The sequence below is a fragment of the Sodalinema sp. genome, from assembly GCF_046483825.1.
Classification (GTDB): Bacteria; Cyanobacteriota; Cyanobacteriia; order Cyanobacteriales; family Geitlerinemataceae; genus Sodalinema.
Window position 1 is genome coordinate 1 of the sequence record NZ_JAWOCL010000178.1, and the last position, 18,585, is coordinate 18,585.

Here is an 18,585-nt window from a genome sequence, read left to right on the forward strand (position 1 = left end):
GTCACGACCCCACCCGCCCCCTCGACCTCGCCGACGTTCTCGACCCCCTCTTGCAGTCAGTCGCCGCCATCGCCGACGATCGCCAACTCCAACTCAACTGGACCCTCGCCGACCCCCTCCCGCCCGTCCTCGGCCATCGTCGCGCTGTCACCGAAGCCGCCGGCAACCTCATCGATAACGCCCTCAAATACACCCCCACAGGCGGTCAAATCCGCATCGACGTTCGCCCCAGCCACCAAGATGGACTCGGAGCAGGCGTTGCCATGACCATTAGCGACACCGGAGTCGGGATTCCACCCGAAGACCAAGCCAACCTCTTTCAGCGCCGTTTCCGGGGCATCCAGGCTCAAGGAGAGATTCCCGGAACCGGCCTCGGACTCGCCATCGCCCGAGACCTCGTACGCCAGATGCAAGGAGATATCTGGGTCATCAGTCCAGCCAACCATCCTGACGACGACTTCCCCGGCGATCGCGGCACCACCTTAGTCCTCTGGCTACCTCAAGCCTCCGCCTCCATCTCCACCGACGCCGCCCCCAACTCCTAAGCGTTGGCTTCCCGAATCCGAGAACTGAGAAAGCGGTTCATCCAATGTTCTAAATAAGCTCGGTTCTCCGCCTGCTGCTGCGGCTCCTGAGTCGTCAGCGGATGAGGGGCCAACCCTTGAATCGCCGCCGTGGTGACACAAAACATCGACTTCTGGAACGTGCCACAGATCTGCACCCGGATATCATCCTCGCCACGAGTCCCACGCCGATAAACCTCATGGAGATACTCCGGTAGAAAATGGCGCATATCCTGCATTAACTGGGTTGGGGGAATCCCCGCCCCACCGATGGGCAACGGATCAGCATAGAGGGCACCATAGGTAAAATCACCCTGTTCCTCAGGAATCTGGAAGGCTTGAGCGTTATAGGAGACCGTTCCGGGAAAGGGCGCTCCTCGGAAGAAAATCGCCTCGACATAGGGAACCGCCGTGTCCGTCAGGAAGGTTAGCCCCAGGGACTCGGGCATGATGTCATAGGATTGCCCCTTAATCTCAACACTGTAGGTAATCGGCTGATTGGCCGCTGCCACGAGGCCATCGAGGATATGTTTGACCACATCGGGAATTGAGTGAATCTCTTGGGCATCATAGCGATCGCTCAACGCCAAGAACATATCACTCATCACCCGCCAGAATTGTCCCAAGACACTGTAGTAGCAAAACATCCGCACCTGTTCGGGGAGAAAATCGGGGAAGAGGCGATGCAGCAGCGACAAGAGGGGATTTCCTCGTAGCTTGGCTTGAATCGCCCGTTCGGCGGCTTGGCTAAACTCGTCACGATTAACATAGTTGTCCACCCCATTGCCGCCGTGCCAGAGCATTCCTCGCATACAGTATTCGGCATACTCATAATTGATGCGATCGTGCCACCAGAAGCGCAGCAGTTTCGAGAGCGTCACCTCGCCGTTGAAATACTTAAAGAAGGGAAACAGCACTAAAAACTGCTCCTGGGCGATATAAATCAGGTTATTGGAGTAGGCATCGAGAACCACCCCATAGCTTTTGAGAATGCCGACCACTTCTAAGACATTCTCTGGGGTGTCGTTCAATAAGGCCTGTCCTTGTTCCAGGCGGTGAATATAGTCCGCCAGGGGGTGTTTTGAGGGGGCGAGAGGGGTAGTAACCATGAGATCAGCGGTTGACGGTTGGCTAACAGTAGGCGATGGATAGAGGCGATGGATGGCCCGGAAATCCTCATTCTTTAGGGAGTGGGTTCCAAAACTTGGCTAGAAATGAGTTCAGGTGTGGATACGTCCGCCGAGGAGAGTTGCGCCAGGGCAACTGGGGGAACCAGTCGCGCCGCATCGGCATCACTCCAACGGACGAGCCAATTGGGTTGCAGGCCAAACACCACCAACAAGAGGGTTAGAACTAACGCCGGGACGCGATCGCGCCATTGCACGGGGGGCAAGTTGGTGACGATGTCCGAGAGGCGGCCAAAGAAAACGCGATTCACCATCAGTAGGAAATAGACTGCCGTTAAGCCGGTTCCCACTAAGCACAAGAGGGTGGCCAGCGGAAACACCGGAAAACTACCTCGGAACACCAGAAACTCCGAGACAAAGCCCACCAGTCCGGGGATGCCGGCACTGGCCATCACGCCGACAATCATCAAACTGCCGATAATGGGCAAACCCCGTTCTGGGTTGAGTAAGCCACAGAGTTGGTCGATATCCCGAGTGCCGGTTTTCTTGCCCACAACCCCCACCAGGAGGAACAACATGGCCGAGATGAGGCCGTGACTGACCGATTGGGCGATCGCCGCCAATAAACTCAGGTGCGTTCCCGCCGCCGCTGCCAGCAGAATATAGCCCATATGGGCGATGGAGGAGTAGGCCACCATTTTTTTCATATCTTGCTGGGAAATGGCGGTAAACGCCCCATAGAGGACGCTAATGACCGCAAAAATCACGAGGACGGGGGCGGCGACAGACCAAGCTTCGGGCAACATCCCCACACAGAAGCGTAAGAGGCCATAGGTTCCCAGTTTTAAGAGAACGCCGGCTAAAAGCACTGAGACGGAGGTTGAAGCCTCGACGTGGGCATCGGGAAGCCAGGTATGGAAGGGAAAAATGGGAATTTTGATGGCAAAGCCGATCAGTAGGCCCGTTAGGATCAGTAACTGGGTGCCGATGGGTAAGGCTCCGGCTGGGAGAACGCTGTAGTCAAAGCTTGAGGCGCCGGTGAGCCAGACGAGTCCGAGGAAGGCGGCTAGGATGAAAATGCCTGAGGTGGCGGTGTAGAGGAGAAATTTGGTGGCGGCATAGTTGCGGCGATCGCCACCCCAAATGGCAATGAGGAGATAAAGGGGGATCAGTTCGAGTTCGTAGAAGATGAAGAACAGCAGCAAGTCTAGGGAGAGGAAGGCCCCGGTGACGCTGAGGTTGAGAATTAAAATCAGACTATAGTAGAGGCGCGGCCGTTCGAGTTTGTCGGGGCTACTGAGGATGGCGATCGCCGTCAGTAGTTGGTTGAGAAGCACCAGGGGCAAGGAAATCCCATCGAGTCCCAGATGGTAGCTCAATCCGAGCCAATCGACCCAGGCCACCTGCTCGGTCAATTGCAATCCTCCCAGGCTAGAATCGAAGTCAGCCAAGAGACTCAGGGTGAGGCCAAAGACGAGGGTCAGCACCACAAAGCTGATGCTACGAAAGCGCGAGGAGGGCAAGGATTCGGGCAGCAGACAAATGACAATGGCTGTGATTAGGGGAATTAGAAGTAAGGCACTCAGCATTCGTAGTTTTTAGAGCGTAGTTCTTCGGGTTAGAGGTTCGACAGACAATTAATAACCCAGTTCAATCAGGCTGATGGGGCGCAAGGGAGGGAGCGGTCAGGGATGACTAGGGACCCCACAAGGCTAAGAAAACGAGGATGCCGGTGGCGGCCAAGATGGTCAAGACGTAGGATTGGGATTGCCCGGAAATGCTGTATTTCAGGGCTTGACCACTGAAAATCGCCACCCAGCCGACAAGGTTGACGGCGCCATCGACGATGTAGCGATCGAAGCTTGAGGCGAAACGAGAGAAACTCGACACAAAGGCGACTACGGTCACTCGGTAGAGTCGCTCGATGTAGAAGTCGTAGGCGAGCAGATCCTGCCAGAAGCGTACTGATAGCTCCTGCGATCGCGCGTTGGTGCGATCGAGAGGGATGAGACTGCCGAGGATCACTCCTAAGACGCCACTGGCAATTAAGAGGGGACTGCCAAACTGGATCAGGGGATTGTGGGAGAAGGCCCAGGGACCATCCCAGGTCAGGAGTAATTGCCAATGTTGCAGCATTAGGGGCACCAATAGAGTCACCACCGTTAGGGACACCATGGGAACGGCCATGGTCCAGGGGGCTTCGGGAGTGCGGCGAGTTTTGGCTTGATGTTCTCCCAAAAAGACCGAGCGGAAGACTCGGGTGAGGCTCACGGCCATGAGACTGTTCACCAGCAGCAGGATTAAGACTAAGCCGGGGGGGACTTCTTGAAAGCCGTTGACCCAACGCCGAAAGGTCCAAAAGCTCCCCAGGGGCAGAATGGACACGAGACCGGCGGACCCCACTAAAAAGGCGGTGCTGGTGGCTGGCATTCGGGACCAGAGACCGCCCATTTCGGTAATGTTCTGACTGTTGGTAGCTAGGATAATCGAGCCGATGCTGGAAAAGATGAGGGCTTTGGCGATCGCATGAGTCAGCAGCAGTAGTAGAGCAATATCCACTTGTCCGAGTCCCACGGCGATGAAGACTAGCCCCATGTAGGCACTGGTGGAATGGGATAAGGCTCGTTTAAGGTCAATTTGCGCCAGACACATCAGGGAACTGCCGATGGCGGTGAGGGTGCCGATGATAATCAGGGCATCGTAGACCACTGGGGAGAGGGTAAAGACCGGTTGCAGGCGAATCAGAACATAGGCTCCCGCTGACACCACCACCGAGTTACGCATAATGGAGGCTGGGCTGGGACCTTCCATGGCTTCGTCGAGCCAGAGATTGAGGGGAAATTGGGCACATTTGCCCAGAGGACCGGCAATGAGTCCGAGACCGAGCCAGGTAGCGGTCCAGAAGGGGAGGGGATTGGTTTCGGCCCAGGTTTCGAGTTCGCTGAAGGTTAAGCCGGTTCCGTAGCTCGATAGGGCCACTAAGCCCATTAGGAGCAGGATATCGCCGACTCGTTTAGTGAGGAAGGCGTCACGGGCGGCGGTGACCACGAGGGGCTGGGCATACCAAAAGCCCACCAGCAGGTAGGTGGACAGGGTCAGCATTTCTAGGAGTCCGTAACTCAGCAGCAGGGAGTCACTCAGGGCGATGCCACTGAGGGCGGCTTCAAAGAAGCCCATGAGTCCGAAGAAGCGGGCTAGGGACCAGTCTTTTTCCATGTAGCCCAGGGCGTAGAGTTGGGATAGGAGTCCGATACCGGTGACCAGTTCCATGGCTCCCAGACTCAGGGGGGAAATTTCAATGGCGAGGGAAAGGTCTAGGTTGGCGGCGTTGAGCCAGGAGAAGACAATTTGTTGGGGAGGTTGTCCCCAGCTTCTGAAGTAGGCCACGGAGCCGTGGATGAACGCAACCAAGGTCATTAGTAGGTTGAGGTAGGCGGCCGGACGGGGTCCGGTTCGTCGCACCCAGCCAACGGACCAGGGTAGGGTTAGGATGGCACCTATAAGTCCGTACAACGGTACGAACCAGCAGGTCTGTAGGAGAAAACCACTCATCTTATCGGGAGTTTGAGTACGTCTGACAACAGTTTTATGGGTTGGCCGAGTGCCTAGAGACACCCCCCAGCTCAGGGGGGACGAAGACCGGGTGGGGTCTCGTTTCCCTTGGCCTCGGTGTAATGGAGAATTTTAAGCGATACAGCAATTATAGGGTAGTGAGTCCGCGATCCCCTCATCGGAGATGGTTCGGGACCCGGGGACCGGGGCGGATCTTGCGAGTTAACTTTTATTAAACTATCCGATTTGAAAATATCATCTTGCTTTATATTGTCAAAGGAGCCAAAGTTTCCTACTCTTTGTATTGGGATTGAATAAATTAGCCTTCCCCGTCCAAATTTTGCGCTCACTGAAATTTCTGGTCAGCCCAGGGGTCAGCCCTGTAGGCAGAGGAGCCAACAGTCATGTCGGAAGACATGAGCCTGCGCGGTTTGATCTGGAACTATCCTGGCAGCCAGAAGCTTTGTCGAGCCAAGTTTTGGCACGTCCATTGGGGGTCGCTCACGGCGATCGCCAGATTCATTAGAGTTCAAACGCATTGCGCGTCATTTTTTCAAGGAGCGATACTCGTCATGTCAATTGCGGTAGGAATGGTTGAAACGCTGGGGTTTCCGGCAGTGGTCGAAGCGGCTGACTCGATGGTGAAAGCCGCTCGGGTTACCCTCGTCGGTTACGAAAAAATTGGTTCAGGTCGCGTCACGGTGATCGTCCGGGGCGATGTTTCGGAAGTGCAAGCGTCAGTCTCAGCGGGGATTGATGCGGCCAACCGAGTCAATGGTGGACAGGTGCTATCGACGCACATCATTGCCCGTCCTCACGAGAACTTGGAGTACGTTCTACCAATTCGCTACACCGAAGAAGTCGATCAGTTCCGGACTTACTAAGCGAAACGCCTAATTTAGACGTTGGTCGGCGATCACACGCGATCGCCTTGAGGACATTAACCCCATTGGGGAGTCCCTCGGGCCAAGGTCTCAATCCGGATAATGATTTATTGCAGGAGTTAACAAAACAATGTCAATTGCCGTAGGAATGATTGAAACCCTCGGGTTTCCGGCAGTGGTCGAAGCCGCTGACGCCATGGTAAAAGCCGCTCGGGTGACCCTGGTGGGGTATGAAAAAATTGGTTCAGGTCGGGTGACGGTCATCGTCCGTGGCGATGTCTCGGAGGTACAAGCCTCCATCTCGGCGGGAACCGATAATGTCAAACGGGTTAATGGGGGAGAAGTCTTATCGACTCATATTATTGCTCGTCCTCACGAGAACCTGGAGTATGTTCTCCCGATTCGCTATACCGAAGCGGTGGAGCAATTCCGCGAGAGCATCGGCTCACCTCGCTCCATTAGCCGCTAAGCCTAAGAGATAATGCAAATTGCCAGAGTCTGCGGAACCGTCGTCAGCAACCAAAAACTAGAGACCATGAGGGGCCTTAAACTGCTCGTGTTGCAACTCGTTGATGCTGAGGGAGAATTGCTCCCTGAGTATGAAGTGGCAGCGGATCTCGTGGGTGCTGGAACCGGGGAGTGGGTTCTGTTCAGTCGCGGCAGTGCCGCTCGGGTGGAACCGGGCCGCGAAGGTTGTCCGATTGATGCACTAACCGTAGGCATTATCGATACGGTGAGCTTGGAAAACCGACAGGTTTATAACAAAAAAGATCGTTACTAATTGTGAACCGGTCGCAGCCTAAGAACTAAAGTTTTTAGCCATTTTTCACCCAATGCTGTTTAGGCTGAGCCTGAGCGGTTTTGGGATCATTGAGTTGATTGAGGAACAAAATTCGTTATGGTTGTCCGCAAGCGCGCGGCTCCATCCCCCCAGCGGGAGCTTGCCGAACCTAAGATCCACAGCACAGCCTATGTGCATTCGTTTGCCAATATCATCGGCGATGTCACCGTCGGCGAAGGGGCAACGATCGCACCGGGGACATCGGTTCGCGCCGATGCGGAGTCGCCGTTTTACATCGGCGATCACGCGAATATCCAAAATGGAGTCATCATTCAAGGACTGAACGGTGCAACGGTTGTCGGCGATCGCCAGCGTGAATACGCGGTCTGGATCGGTCGCAATAGTTGTGTTGCTCATTTAGCCTTGGTTCATGGTCCGGCATATATCGGAGACGACTGCTTCATTGGCTTTCGCTCGACGGTGTTCAATGCACGGGTGGGTCAAGGTTCGGTGGTGATGATGCACACCTTGATCCAGGACGTTGAGATTCCTCCTGGAAAATATGTGCCATCCGGCTCTGTCATTACCACCCAAGCCGAGGCGGATCGGCTGCCCGATGTACGACCCGTAGATCGGGACTTCGCACAGTATTTGCTCGACGCTAATGTCACGTTGCAGCGGGGAGTCTCCTCATCCTTACATCAACGGGGTGAGTCTTCTGCGCGACGGCAAGCTGTTGCAGCAAATCGTAACGGTGACGGCAAGGACATCGCTGTATCTGAGGATACGTCAGTAGGGAGTATGAGTTTAAATAATGAAGTGAATGGGCAAGTCAAACGCTTGCTCCAACAGGGCTATAAAATCGGCATCGAACACGCCAACGCCCGCCGATTCAAAACCAAGTCGTGGCTAACCGCCGGGACGCTATCCAATACCCGCGCCGATCGCGCGCTCTCGGAACTCGAAACGGTGTTAAGAGAGCATTCTGGGGAATATGTGCGCCTGATCGCCATTGACCCGGATGCCAAACGGCGTGTCAGCGAAATGATTATTCAGCGTCCCGGAGAAACCCCAACCGCTGGTGGGGGTCAGTCTTCCGGGACGTCGTCGTATCGGGCCAGTCGCGGCAATGGCACTCGTCCGGCCGCGTCGAGCCATGGCGCGAGTCTTGATGCTAGTGCGGCCGATCAGGTGCGCTCTCTGTTGCAGTCAGGCTATCAGATTGGAGTGGAACGGGCCTCGGCTCGTCGCTTCAAAACCCAGTCTTGGTTGACGGTGGGGACTCTGTCGGGATCTCCCCAAACGGCCATCTCCGAACTCAATGAAATTCTCGCGGAGGCCGCCGGGGACTATGTTCAGTTGATCGGCATTGACCCCAACGAAAAACGCCGCGTCGTCGAGGCGATCGTGCAACGTCCCAATGGGGTGACACCGCCGAGTAAAGGAGCTGTTGAGAAAGTGGCCGCCGTGACCGGAAATGGCCCCGTGGCTCGGGGGTCATCGGGCCAGGGTGTGCTGACTGGGGAAACGGTGGAATTGGTGCGATCGCTGCTGTCTCAGGGCTGTCGCATTGGCACGGAACACGCCACCCCACGCCGCTTTAAAACCCAATCCTGGAAAACCTGCGCTCCCATTGAGTCAAAACAACTCAATCAGGTGCTAAACCAACTCGAAGCCTGTGTGGCCGATCACGCTGGGGAATATGTGCAGTTGATTGGCATTGACCCCAACGAGAAACGCCGCGTCAGTGAGACGATTATTCAGCGTCCGGGATCTCAAAACAATGGCCAAGCTGCCGCCAGCCGCAATGGTCGTAAAGGTTTTGGTGCTAGCGCCAGTCAGTATCAGGCCCAGAAAAACGGTGGGAATCGTGGGCTGACGAGCAGTCAACTGGAGCAGGATACTCTCGATCAGGTGCGATCGCTCTTGGCTCAGGGCTACCGTATTGGTACGGAACACGCGACGCCACGACGGTTTAAAACCCAATCCTGGAAAAGCTGTTCCCCCATCGACAGCGCTCAGTTAACGGATGTGGTTCCCGCCCTCGAAGCCTGTATGCAGGATCATCGCGGTGAGTATGTGCGTTTAATTGGCATTGATCCCAACGCGAAACGCCGCGTTCTGGAGACTGTCATTCAGCGCCCTTAGGGAATCTGTCTGGTGATTTGGCGGAGAAATGGTAGTGCGATCGCAGTTCTGGTTCAACTAGACTCCTCAGTACTGCTGTTTCTTCTGCTGATCGTCCTTAGCTGATTCCCGACGTTTGATAACCCGTGAGAACCTAATGCAACCGCTACCGATATCCCCCCTAGAGCGTGAGGATGTCTTCGTCAGTGGAGATGTAACGATTCATGCCAATGCGGCGATCGCTCCAGGAGTTGTGCTACAAGCGGGACAAAATGAGCGTATCGTCATTGCCGATGGGGTCTGTCTGGGGTTGGGAGTTGTTCTCCATGCTCGCCGAGGTGATATTTGCATCAAAGCCGGAGCCAATTTGGGCGCCGGAGTCTTGATTATTGGAACTTGCACCGTTGGCCCCTATGCCAGCATTGGAGCCGCCTCGACGATTATTGATACTGATGTTGCCGCTGATCAGGTGCTGGCGGCGGGGACGGTTCTAGGCGATCGCTCTCGCCCCGAGGCCATCTCGGATCCGGCGCGATCGCCTGGCCGAGATGGCGATCGTGAACTGCCGTCTCCCTGGGAGAGCCAGTCTTCTGAAGCATCCATCGTAACCGAAGACTCCAGCCAGGACTCGAGTGAAGACCCCAGCGAAAATTCCCCAGACTCCCCCGAGGAACCAACCGATTTACCAAAATCATCTTCCCCATCCCCTAAAAGGGAGCCAGATCCTCCCCCATCTGAGTCTCCGTCCAACACTTCGGCCCCAGAAGCAACGACAAAGGGTCAATCCAATCCTGCTGTTGTCAAGCGACTGATTTATGGCCAAGTTCATCTGAATCAGATGTTAACAACTCTGTTTCCTCATGCTCAGCATTTAAAATCTCGTTCTAGCTCCGATCCATCGGCTCCCTCAGACCAATCTTAGGGAGTGAAATTGAGAAATTTGACGATGATTTGGTCCTAAAATCCCCCTAAGCTTGAGCGCTCACTCACCGGCGTCGGTCATCCCCAAGCCGGTTAAATGCCCTTTGAGACCTCTTGTCTTGACGAAGACAAGGGGGGCGTTTGGCTTTTTTTTTCTTTAAAATCTGTCAGATTTCTTTACATCGAGACAGGCATTAGTCAAACTAATCAGCATCCCCAAAAATTGCTATGGGGTTGAGGAAAAAAATGAGGCAACTCGAAAAGAAAAAGGATCCGATCCGTGATAGGATCCTTTTTGGTAAGGAAACATTCAATCCGAACTGTTGGCTTCACGAACTTCCCAAGTAAAAAGCGCACATTAACGCGAGAAAAACATTCGACTGCGTTTCCGAAACGAAGCGTCGGCCGAGTTAAGCCTTTCGCCGACGTTGTCGGTTGTCTGGGTACAGGTTCCTAACCCCAGCACTGACCCGCGCGGGAAGTCACCTCAACCGATCTCACCACCACTGATGCTCATTGAACTCCCGTATCGGGTCATATGAGTGTTGGACATCTAGACTTCAGATCACGACCCAACCGTCGTAGAAGTCTTGATTAGGAAGCGTGTAGACAGTTGTTCATTATACGAAACCCTGATACCCAAGGAGAAAGCGAGGAATATGGCACAAGCGAAAGCTGGATATAAAGCAGGCGTTCAGGACTACCGCCTGACTTACTACACCCCTGATTACACCCCCAAAGACACCGACCTGTTGGCATGTTTCCGCATGAGTCCCCAACCCGGTGTTCCGGCAGAAGAAGCCGCTGCCGCTGTTGCTGCTGAATCATCCACCGGAACCTGGACCACGGTGTGGACCGACGGACTCACTGACCTCGATCGCTACAAAGGTCGTTGCTACGATATCGAATCCGTCCCCGGCGAAGACAACCAGTACTTCTGCTTCGTCGCCTATCCGATGGATCTATTTGAAGAAGGCTCTGTCACCAACATCCTCACCTCCATCGTCGGAAACGTATTTGGGTTCAAGGCTCTCAAAGCCCTGCGCTTAGAAGATATCCGCTTCCCCGTCGCCCTGGTTAAAACCTTCCAAGGTCCTCCCCACGGCATTACCGTTGAGCGGGACAAATTGAACAAATACGGTCGTCCTCTACTCGGTTGCACCATTAAACCGAAATTGGGTCTGTCCGCTAAAAACTACGGTCGCGCCGTCTATGAATGTCTGCGCGGTGGTTTAGACTTCACCAAAGACGACGAAAACATCAACTCTCAGCCCTTCATGCGCTGGCGCGATCGCTTCTTGTTCGTGCAAGAAGCCATCGAGAAAGCTCAGGCTGAAACCAACGAAATTAAAGGTCACTACCTCAACGTGACCGCTCCGACCGTCGAGGAGATGATGAAACGGGCCGAATTCGCCAAAGAAATCGGCACCCCCATCATCATGCACGACTTCCTCACCGGTGGGTTCACCGCCAACACCACCCTGGCTCGTTGGTGCCGTGACAACGGTATGCTGCTGCACATTCACCGCGCCATGCACGCCGTCATCGACCGTCAGAAAATCCACGGAATTCACTTCCGGGTTCTGGCCAAATGTCTGCGCCTCTCGGGTGGTGACCACCTCCACTCCGGTACCGTCGTCGGTAAACTCGAAGGGGAAAAAGGCATCACCATGGGCTTCGTTGACCTGATGCGTGAAGACTTCGTCGAAGAAGATCGCTCTCGTGGTATCTTCTTCACCCAAGACTGGGCTTCTGTCCCTGGCGTTATGCCCGTCGCGTCCGGTGGGATTCACGTTTGGCATATGCCCGCATTGCTCGAAATCTTCGGCGATGACTCCTGCTTACAGTTCGGTGGTGGAACCCTCGGTCACCCCTGGGGTAACGCTCCTGGTGCAACCGCTAACCGGGTTGCTCTCGAAGCTTGTGTTCAAGCCCGTAACGAAGGTCGTGACCTCATGCGTGAAGGTGGCGACATCATCCGCGAAGCGGCGAAATGGTCTCCTGACTTGGCCGTGGCTTGCGAACTCTGGAAAGAAATCAAGTTCGAGTATGAAGCGGTTGATACTCTCTAATCTCGCTTAAGTTGCTAGAGGTAAGAGCGACCCTTAATTTTCTCTTTAATTTAAGGAGCGCTCATGACCCTCTATCCAACTTTGCCAAGGCGTTTCGGGAAGGATAAAGCCTAGATGTATCCGAAAAAAGTCGCCAACGATACGGCCAAGGTGCTGCAAAGTTACCTGACCTATCAAGCGGTTCGGACAATTATCGAGCAGCTTTCAGAAACCAATCCTTCCCTGGCCCTTTGGCTAAGCGAGTATTCTTCGGGGAATCGTGTTCAAGATGGTGAAGCCTACCTACAAGGCTTGATGCAAGAGAATAAAGAACTCATGCTACGAGTCTTGACGGTACGCGCTCATCTGGCGGAGACAATTTTGGAGTTGTTACCGAGTATGGTCATGGCCCAAATTGAGCAGTCCAACACGGACCATCGCCGTCAATTGCTTGAACGCCTGACCCGAACTGCTGAGCCTGCCTCGACCTCTGTGGATGACTTGTCACCCCCGGAGTCTGAGAACCCCGATGTCCCGGATTAACATTATTTGTCACAGAACAAGGAGTCATTTCTGATGAAAACCCTGCCTAAAGAGCGTCGTTACGAAACTCTCTCTTATCTTCCCCCTCTGACTGACCAACAAATTATCAGCCAGATCCAATATATGTTCGACCAAGGGTTTATTCCTGCGGTTGAATTTGAAGAAAATCCCCTCCCCACCGACCACCACTGGACTCTGTGGAAACTGCCTCTGTTCTCGGCTTCTACTCCTCAGGATGTCTTGAGCGAAGTGCGTGAGTGCCGTTCTGAGTACTCCAACTCCTACATCCGTGTGGTTGGTTTCGATAACATCAAACAATGCCAAACGGTGAGCTTCATCGTTTACAAACCCGGTCAAGGCATTGGTCGTTACTAAGTCTTGAGGGTCTTCAGGATATACGGTGTGATTTGTTGCATTTGATACAAAATTGTAGGGGCGAAAAATTTCCCCTCCTGGGAGGGGTAGGGGTGGGTTATGCCCCTACAGCAACGGATGTAATCCGCCATAAATTTTCCTTATCACCCTAACCCCTGAAGACCCAGTCTTGAATGGTTTGTTGCTCGTGGTTAGGAGTGTGTTTTGCACAACGACCTGATTCACGAGCGGCTAACTTTTCCAACAAAATCCCCCTGAACTTCTAATGAGTTCAAGGGGATTTTGTTTTGCTAGAGTCCAGTTTGGCGTTAATCGCTAAAACAGATAGAGAATGGCAAATAAGACAATCCAAACAATATCGACAAAGTGCCAGTAAAGTTCCGCCGCTTCAGGACCAAAGTGACTGTCACTGGTATAACGACCTTGCTTGAGCGATCGCCCCAAAACCAGCAAAATCAAGCCTAAACCAAAGGTAACGTGTAAGCCGTGAAAGCCAGTCAGGACATAAAAGGTGCTAGTAAAGAGATTATCCGTCAGGCCAAATTCATTCGTAAAATACTCGTACCCTTGACCAAACAAAAACAGTAATCCCATGGCCGCCGTAATGGCAAACCAGGTACGTAACCCCTTCACATCATTGTTGCGAATCGCCTGATTACCCCGGTTCATCACAAAACTACTCGACACCAGAATAATGGTGTTCACCGTGGGTAACAACAACTCTAATTCCGGCGTTCCTTGCGGCGGCCACACCTGAGCCACCGAGCGAAACGTGAGATACGCCGCAAACAAGCCGAGGAAAATCATGGCCTCAGCAAACAGAAACATATAAAGCCCAAAAATCCGATGATCCGGATGATCTCCATGATGTCCCGCTTCAGCATGAGATGCGGTCGCTAGGGGATTTTGAGAGGTATCGACAGTAGAACCTTGCATAAGTCAAATGGTTAGGGACACGTGCTGCAATGGCAATGTTGAAGTGCCAGAACTTGAGGACCTGAATACCCCCAATCACAGCTTTTTCATAAGAATCTGACACTTGATTCTGTCTCTGGGGGTATTCAGGAAACGTTAATTACATCTGAGCCTTAACTTCAGCGAGTAACTCAGAGACGGAGCGATCGTCATCCCGTTCGCGATCGACGCCATAATCATAGGGACCCGACCACAACACCGGTTCTTCCTCGAAATTCTCGATAATCGGCGGAGAACTGGCTTGCCATTCTAAGGTTAAAGCATTCCAAGGATTGGCACCGGCGACGGGGCCTTTGAACCAACTCCAAGCGGCATTGACCAAAAAGGGCAACGTCGACACCGCCAAAATCAGGGAACCCACGGTACAAATCTGGTTTAGCGTTGTGAAAGCCGGGTCATATTGCACCACTCGGCGGGGCATTCCCTGCAATCCTAAGATGTGCATGGGGAAGAACGCCAGGTTAAAGCCGATGAAGGTGAGGACAAAGTGGACTTTGCCCCAGGTTTCGTTCATCATCCGCCCGACCATTTTCGGGAACCAGTGGTAAATTCCGGCGAAGATCCCAAAGACGCTGCCGCCGAAGAGGACATAGTGGAAGTGAGCGACGATGAAATAGGTATCGTGAACATGAATGTCGAAGGGAACCGACGCCACCATCACGCCGCTTAAGCCACCAATCAGGAACATGGAAACAAAGCCGATCGCAAATAGCATCGCGGAGTTGAGGCGAAGTTTGCCCCCCCAGACGGTGGCGACCCAACTAAAGACTTTAATTCCCGTGGGAACGGCAATAATCATCGTTGCGGCCATAAAGAACACCCGCAACCAGCCGGGGGTTCCACTGGTAAACATATGGTGCGCCCAAACGATGTTACCGAGAAAGGCGATCGCGATACTGGAGTAGGCGATCGCCTTATAGCCAAAAATCGGTTTGCGAGCGTGAACCGGCAAAATATCAGAGATGAGGCCAAACACCGGCAGAATCATGATGTACACCGCCGGGTGGGAGTAGAACCAGAACATATGCTGGTAGACAATCGGATCACCGCCACCGGTGGGATTGAAAAAGGCAGTACCGGCGATGAGGTCGAAGCTGAGGAGAATTAAAGCCCCAGCCAGGACGGGGGTAGAGACGAGAATCAGCAGGGATGTCGCCAACATCGACCAGCAAAACAAGGGCATGTCATAGAGTGACATCTCCTTAATCCGCATCTTAAAGATGGTGGTGACAAAGTTAATTCCCCCCAAAATCGAGGACGTTCCCAACAGGAGAATGCTGAGAATCCACATCATCTCCCCGACTTGACCACTAATGAGACTCAGGGGAGGGTAAGAGGTCCAACCGGCAACGGGAGGCTGATGGATAATCAAACTGGTGAGGAGGAGAACGCCACCGGGGGGAACCAGCCAAAAGGCCAAGCCATTGAGGACTGGGAAGGCCATGTCCTTGGCTCCAATCATCAGGGGAATTAGGTAGTTGGCAAAGGCGGCCCCGGTTGGCACAATCCAGAGGAAAATCATCATGGTTCCATGGAGAGTGAGAACGCCGTTATAGTTCTCAGCCCCGAGGAAGTCAGGATTGGGGGTGGCCAGTTCGATGCGGATACTCGTGGCCATTAAGCCAGCGACGAGATAGAAGAAGAAACTGGTGACGAAGTATTGGATACCGATGACTTTGTGATCGGTACTAAAGCCGAAAAAGTCTTTCCAATGCCGTTCGGGTTCGGGATTGGGTGGGGAGGTTTTGGGTTCAACGGAAGTGGTTGTCATATTAAATGGCAGAGGTCAAATCCTGTTCACGATGCGGTTTTGTCCAGATGTCGCGTTGCAGGCGTTTGGGGTGGTTTTACAAGTTATTTCTTGCACAAGTCCCTGCACAAGTCCCTGCACAAGTCCCTATACAAGAGGGTTACAGGTGATGGTGCATCTCAGGTTGCATCTGTTGCAGGGCGGCGATCGCCTCGGGGGAGATGTTCCAGTCTTGAGTCTGACGCGCGAGGCGGTTGTCGTTGTTGGCCGTGATTTGGGCAACGGTGAGGCCGTCTCCGCGTTCTTTAGCGGCAATTTGCGATTGTAGCCACTCGTCATACTCCTCGGGGGGATGAACAATTACCTGTGTCCGCATGGCACCGTGGTAAGACCCACAGAGTTCGGCACAGACGAGGGGATAGGTTCCGGGAACTTCGGGTTTGAAGCGAAGTTGGGTATCTCGTCCGGGGATGGCATCTTGTTTGAGTCGGAATTGGGGAATCCAAACAGCGTGGATGACATCTTGGGCCGAGATTTTCAGTTTGACATCTTGGCCGGTAGGAACATGGAGTTCGCCGGAGACGACGCCGCTATCGGGATAGGTGAAAATCCAGGCGTATTGCAGTCCGAGGACATCCACGTTGACGATCGCATCACTGGCGGGTTGACTCGGAGAGGCGCCGACACCGAGGGCAATCTTGTCCTGGCCCGGGAGGGTTGCCGCCATGGCGGTTCCGGGGACAACTGCGGTTTTTTGGGGGCCGGGGTCTCTGGAGGCGGCGGGATCGAGTCCCCCCATTTCGTTGTAAACCTCAAAGCTATAGATCGATAGCACCATGACAATCACGACGGGAATCGCTGTCCAGACGATTTCTAAGCCGATATCGCCTTCTAAGGGCGGCCCGTCGGTGTTATCTCCAGGTTTTTGACGAAATCGGAAAATGGCAATGATGAGCGCCCCTTGGATGAGTAAAAATAGGGCTGTAGCGATGGTCATCATCATATTGAAAAGATCATCGACGAGGGGCGCTTCTCGCGATGCGGCTTCGGGCATCCAGCCATGGTGTTGTCCATACCAGAGGCTGATTAGGGTGACCAGGATGCCGGCGATGAGAGTCGTAATGGAAGTGGGTAGTTTCACGAGTTGATAAATCGGGCTAATGTGGGGTAAATCTGCTTGGGTTAGGGCGTGTCATCTCTTTATAAGGTAAAACAGGTTCTGAAATGCTGTCGCCGATTTGCCAAATCTTTAGGTTTTTTTTGAGAATTTGCGATCGCCTCCTGACTTTATAAACCAATGTTACGATGCAAGGGTAGATTTTTAGGGATTTTGCCTAATCTAAAACATTTCTAAAACTCGGTTTGGTTTAAAAGATAAGAGTTCTAAGCTTAAACCAGACCGTTCTGGGTCTTATGTTGTCGCCAGAGACCCCAAACGTCAACAACTCACAAGACGTAACGTTTTTTAAACAAACCTTGACAATCTAACCGACTTGGCGAACACCATGGCTAACTCTGTTTTAACTCCGACTTCTTCAGATTCTCGATCTCCGACCGAGGCGATCGCCTCAGTGCGCCGTCTAGTCTGGAAAATCGCTGTAGCAACGGTGATTCTCATGGCGATCGGTAGTGCCACCCGCGTGGCCAATGCCGGCTTAGCCTGTCCAGACTGGCCCCTCTGCTATGGTCAACTCGTCCCCACAGCCGAGATGAACCTCCAGGTCTTCCTAGAATGGTTCCACCGTCTCGATGCGTCCATCATTGGCGTATTAACCATCGTTCTGGTGGGACAAACCTGGTGGCGACGGGCCGTGCTACCGAAGTGGCTCCCCTGGGCCGCTCTAGCTTCGTTGGCCTTAGTTCTCGTCCAAGGGCTATTAGGCGGCTTAACGGTAACGGAGATGTTACGCTTCGACATCGTGACAGCCCACCTCGGAACCGCCCTCTTATTTTTCGTCACCGTCCTCACCATTGGCGTGGCCTTACTCCCCTACCAGGGGAATGGAACCGCCAATCGTCTACGTTGGCTCAGCCTAGCGGCGGCTATCCTCGTCTATGGCCAAAGTCTTCTCGGGGCGTTAGTGGCTTCTCAATGGGCCTTACACCAATGTCTGAGTTACCAAAGTCTCTGTACCGTGATGAATAGCCATATACTCGGGGTGGTTCCCCCAACCCTGGCGGTCTTGGCTTTAGGGGTTTGGGCCTGGCGAACTCCAGCGTTGAGTTGGCCCCTGCGTCGCTTAGGAAAGGCCGCGTTGGTCTTGGTGGCCCTGCAAATTGGCTTAGGGATAGCAACGTTTTATCTACGGCTACAGGTTGAACCCCTTTCGGTGGCACATCAGACGATTGGTGCATTGCTTCTTGGTACCCTGGTGGCCTTTACGGTATTGGCGAATCGGGACAGCCGCCTCGCTTAACTCACGCTTCATTTGAGCCGTTTTAACGGTTTTGGTTCCCTAAGACATCTGAGAGATTTCAGAAGGACACGCAAATTCATGCAAAATTCCATTTCTCCCGCGACTTCTACTCCCCTCAATCGCAATTTTTACCAAGTTATTCAAAGTTATGTCCAATTAACCAAACCCCGGATTATTGTCTTGTTACTGGTGACGACGGGGGCAGCGGTGTTCCTGGCTTCCGAAGGGGAGGTTGATCCGGTTGTTCTCTTAGCGACCCTGTTGGGGGGATGGTTGGCCGCCGCCGCTGCCAACACGATTAACTGTCTCTATGACCGAGATATTGATGAAATCATGGAACGCACCAGCCTACGTCCGTTACCGTCGGGGCGAGTGCGGGTTCGCGATGCGATGATCTTTGCTGGGGTTCTGGCAGGATTGTCGTTTATCCTCCTCAATACGGTGACCAATCTTTTGGCGGCGTTGTTGGCCCAGGCGGGGATTGTCTTCTATGTGCTGATTTACACCCATTGGTTGAAG

17 protein-coding genes are annotated in these 18,585 nt (G+C 53.5%); 11 read left to right on the forward strand and 6 right to left on the reverse strand.

The window, feature by feature from the left end:
• The coding region (locus R6U67_RS11690; protein WP_410252715.1) for a sensor histidine kinase at positions 1–545 on the forward strand (545 nt) is incomplete at its 5' end.
• Here the strand turns inward: R6U67_RS11690 and R6U67_RS11695 are convergent.
• From R6U67_RS11695 to R6U67_RS11705, 3 genes are all read right to left on the reverse strand, one after another.
• Positions 542–1,672, reverse strand: coding sequence for a CO2 hydration protein (locus R6U67_RS11695; protein ID WP_410252716.1), 1,131 nt, complete (start codon positions 1,670–1,672; stop codon positions 542–544). The genes R6U67_RS11690 and R6U67_RS11695 overlap by 4 nt on opposite strands.
• Before the next feature lie 74 nt (positions 1,673–1,746).
• A complete protein-coding gene (locus R6U67_RS11700) occupies positions 1,747–3,279 on the reverse strand; it encodes an NADH-quinone oxidoreductase subunit M (protein WP_410252717.1) in 1,533 nt (510 codons plus the stop codon).
• A 106-nt stretch (positions 3,280–3,385) separates the two neighbouring features.
• Positions 3,386–5,242 (reverse strand): NAD(P)H-quinone oxidoreductase subunit F, encoded by a 1,857-nt coding sequence (locus R6U67_RS11705; protein ID WP_410252718.1) that lies wholly within the window; start codon positions 5,240–5,242, stop codon positions 3,386–3,388.
• Between the two features lie 572 nt (positions 5,243–5,814).
• Between R6U67_RS11705 and R6U67_RS11710 the strand changes: the two genes are divergently transcribed.
• The 8 genes from R6U67_RS11710 to R6U67_RS11745 all read left to right on the forward strand — a co-directional run bounded on the left by R6U67_RS11710 (position 5,815) and on the right by R6U67_RS11745 (position 12,924).
• Positions 5,815–6,126, forward strand: coding sequence for a carbon dioxide-concentrating mechanism protein CcmK (locus tag R6U67_RS11710; RefSeq protein WP_068787380.1), 312 nt, complete (start codon positions 5,815–5,817; stop codon positions 6,124–6,126).
• Between the two features lie 130 nt (positions 6,127–6,256).
• Positions 6,257–6,595, forward strand: coding sequence for a carbon dioxide-concentrating mechanism protein CcmK (locus R6U67_RS11715; RefSeq protein ID WP_068787379.1), 339 nt, complete (start codon positions 6,257–6,259; stop codon positions 6,593–6,595).
• A 12-nt stretch (positions 6,596–6,607) separates the two neighbouring features.
• The gene (locus R6U67_RS11720) at positions 6,608–6,907 is read left to right on the forward strand and encodes a EutN/CcmL family microcompartment protein (protein ID WP_410252719.1); all 300 of its coding nucleotides are present in this window, start codon (positions 6,608–6,610) and stop codon (positions 6,905–6,907) included.
• A 117-nt stretch (positions 6,908–7,024) separates the two neighbouring features.
• The gene (locus R6U67_RS11725; RefSeq protein WP_410252720.1) at positions 7,025–9,055 is read left to right on the forward strand and encodes a ribulose bisphosphate carboxylase small subunit; all 2,031 of its coding nucleotides are present in this window, start codon (positions 7,025–7,027) and stop codon (positions 9,053–9,055) included.
• Between the two features lie 136 nt (positions 9,056–9,191).
• On the forward strand, positions 9,192–9,956 hold the full coding sequence (locus R6U67_RS11730; protein ID WP_410252721.1) for a hypothetical protein: 765 nt from the start codon (positions 9,192–9,194) through the stop codon (positions 9,954–9,956).
• A gap of 658 nt (positions 9,957–10,614) precedes the next feature.
• A complete protein-coding gene (locus tag R6U67_RS11735) occupies positions 10,615–12,027 on the forward strand; it encodes a form I ribulose bisphosphate carboxylase large subunit (RefSeq protein WP_410252722.1) in 1,413 nt (470 codons plus the stop codon).
• A 114-nt stretch (positions 12,028–12,141) separates the two neighbouring features.
• Positions 12,142–12,549, forward strand: a complete 408-nt coding sequence (gene rcbX, locus R6U67_RS11740; RefSeq protein ID WP_410252723.1) for a RuBisCO chaperone RbcX — start codon at positions 12,142–12,144, stop codon at positions 12,547–12,549.
• A 33-nt stretch (positions 12,550–12,582) separates the two neighbouring features.
• Positions 12,583–12,924: a ribulose bisphosphate carboxylase small subunit gene (locus R6U67_RS11745; RefSeq protein WP_087706085.1), complete on the forward strand. Its 342-nt coding sequence runs from the start codon at positions 12,583–12,585 to the stop codon at positions 12,922–12,924.
• A 315-nt stretch (positions 12,925–13,239) separates the two neighbouring features.
• Here the strand turns inward: R6U67_RS11745 and R6U67_RS11750 are convergent, their stop codons facing one another.
• The 3 genes from R6U67_RS11750 to R6U67_RS11760 form a co-directional block, all read right to left on the reverse strand.
• Entirely contained in the window at positions 13,240–13,860 is a 621-nt protein-coding gene (locus tag R6U67_RS11750; protein ID WP_087706082.1) for a heme-copper oxidase subunit III, read from the reverse strand.
• A gap of 139 nt (positions 13,861–13,999) precedes the next feature.
• Entirely contained in the window at positions 14,000–15,670 is a 1,671-nt protein-coding gene (gene ctaD / locus R6U67_RS11755; RefSeq protein ID WP_410252724.1) for a cytochrome c oxidase subunit I, read from the reverse strand.
• A gap of 139 nt (positions 15,671–15,809) precedes the next feature.
• Entirely contained in the window at positions 15,810–16,790 is a 981-nt protein-coding gene (locus tag R6U67_RS11760; RefSeq protein WP_410252725.1) for a cytochrome c oxidase subunit II, read from the reverse strand.
• Positions 16,791–17,154: 364 nt separating this feature from the next.
• Between R6U67_RS11760 and R6U67_RS11765 the strand changes: the two genes are divergently transcribed.
• The gene (locus tag R6U67_RS11765) at positions 17,155–18,066 is read left to right on the forward strand and encodes a COX15/CtaA family protein (RefSeq protein WP_087706076.1); all 912 of its coding nucleotides are present in this window, start codon (positions 17,155–17,157) and stop codon (positions 18,064–18,066) included.
• 78 nt (positions 18,067–18,144) lie between these two features.
• On the forward strand, positions 18,145–18,585 hold a 441-nt coding region (locus R6U67_RS11770), incomplete at its 3' end, for a protoheme IX farnesyltransferase (protein WP_410252726.1).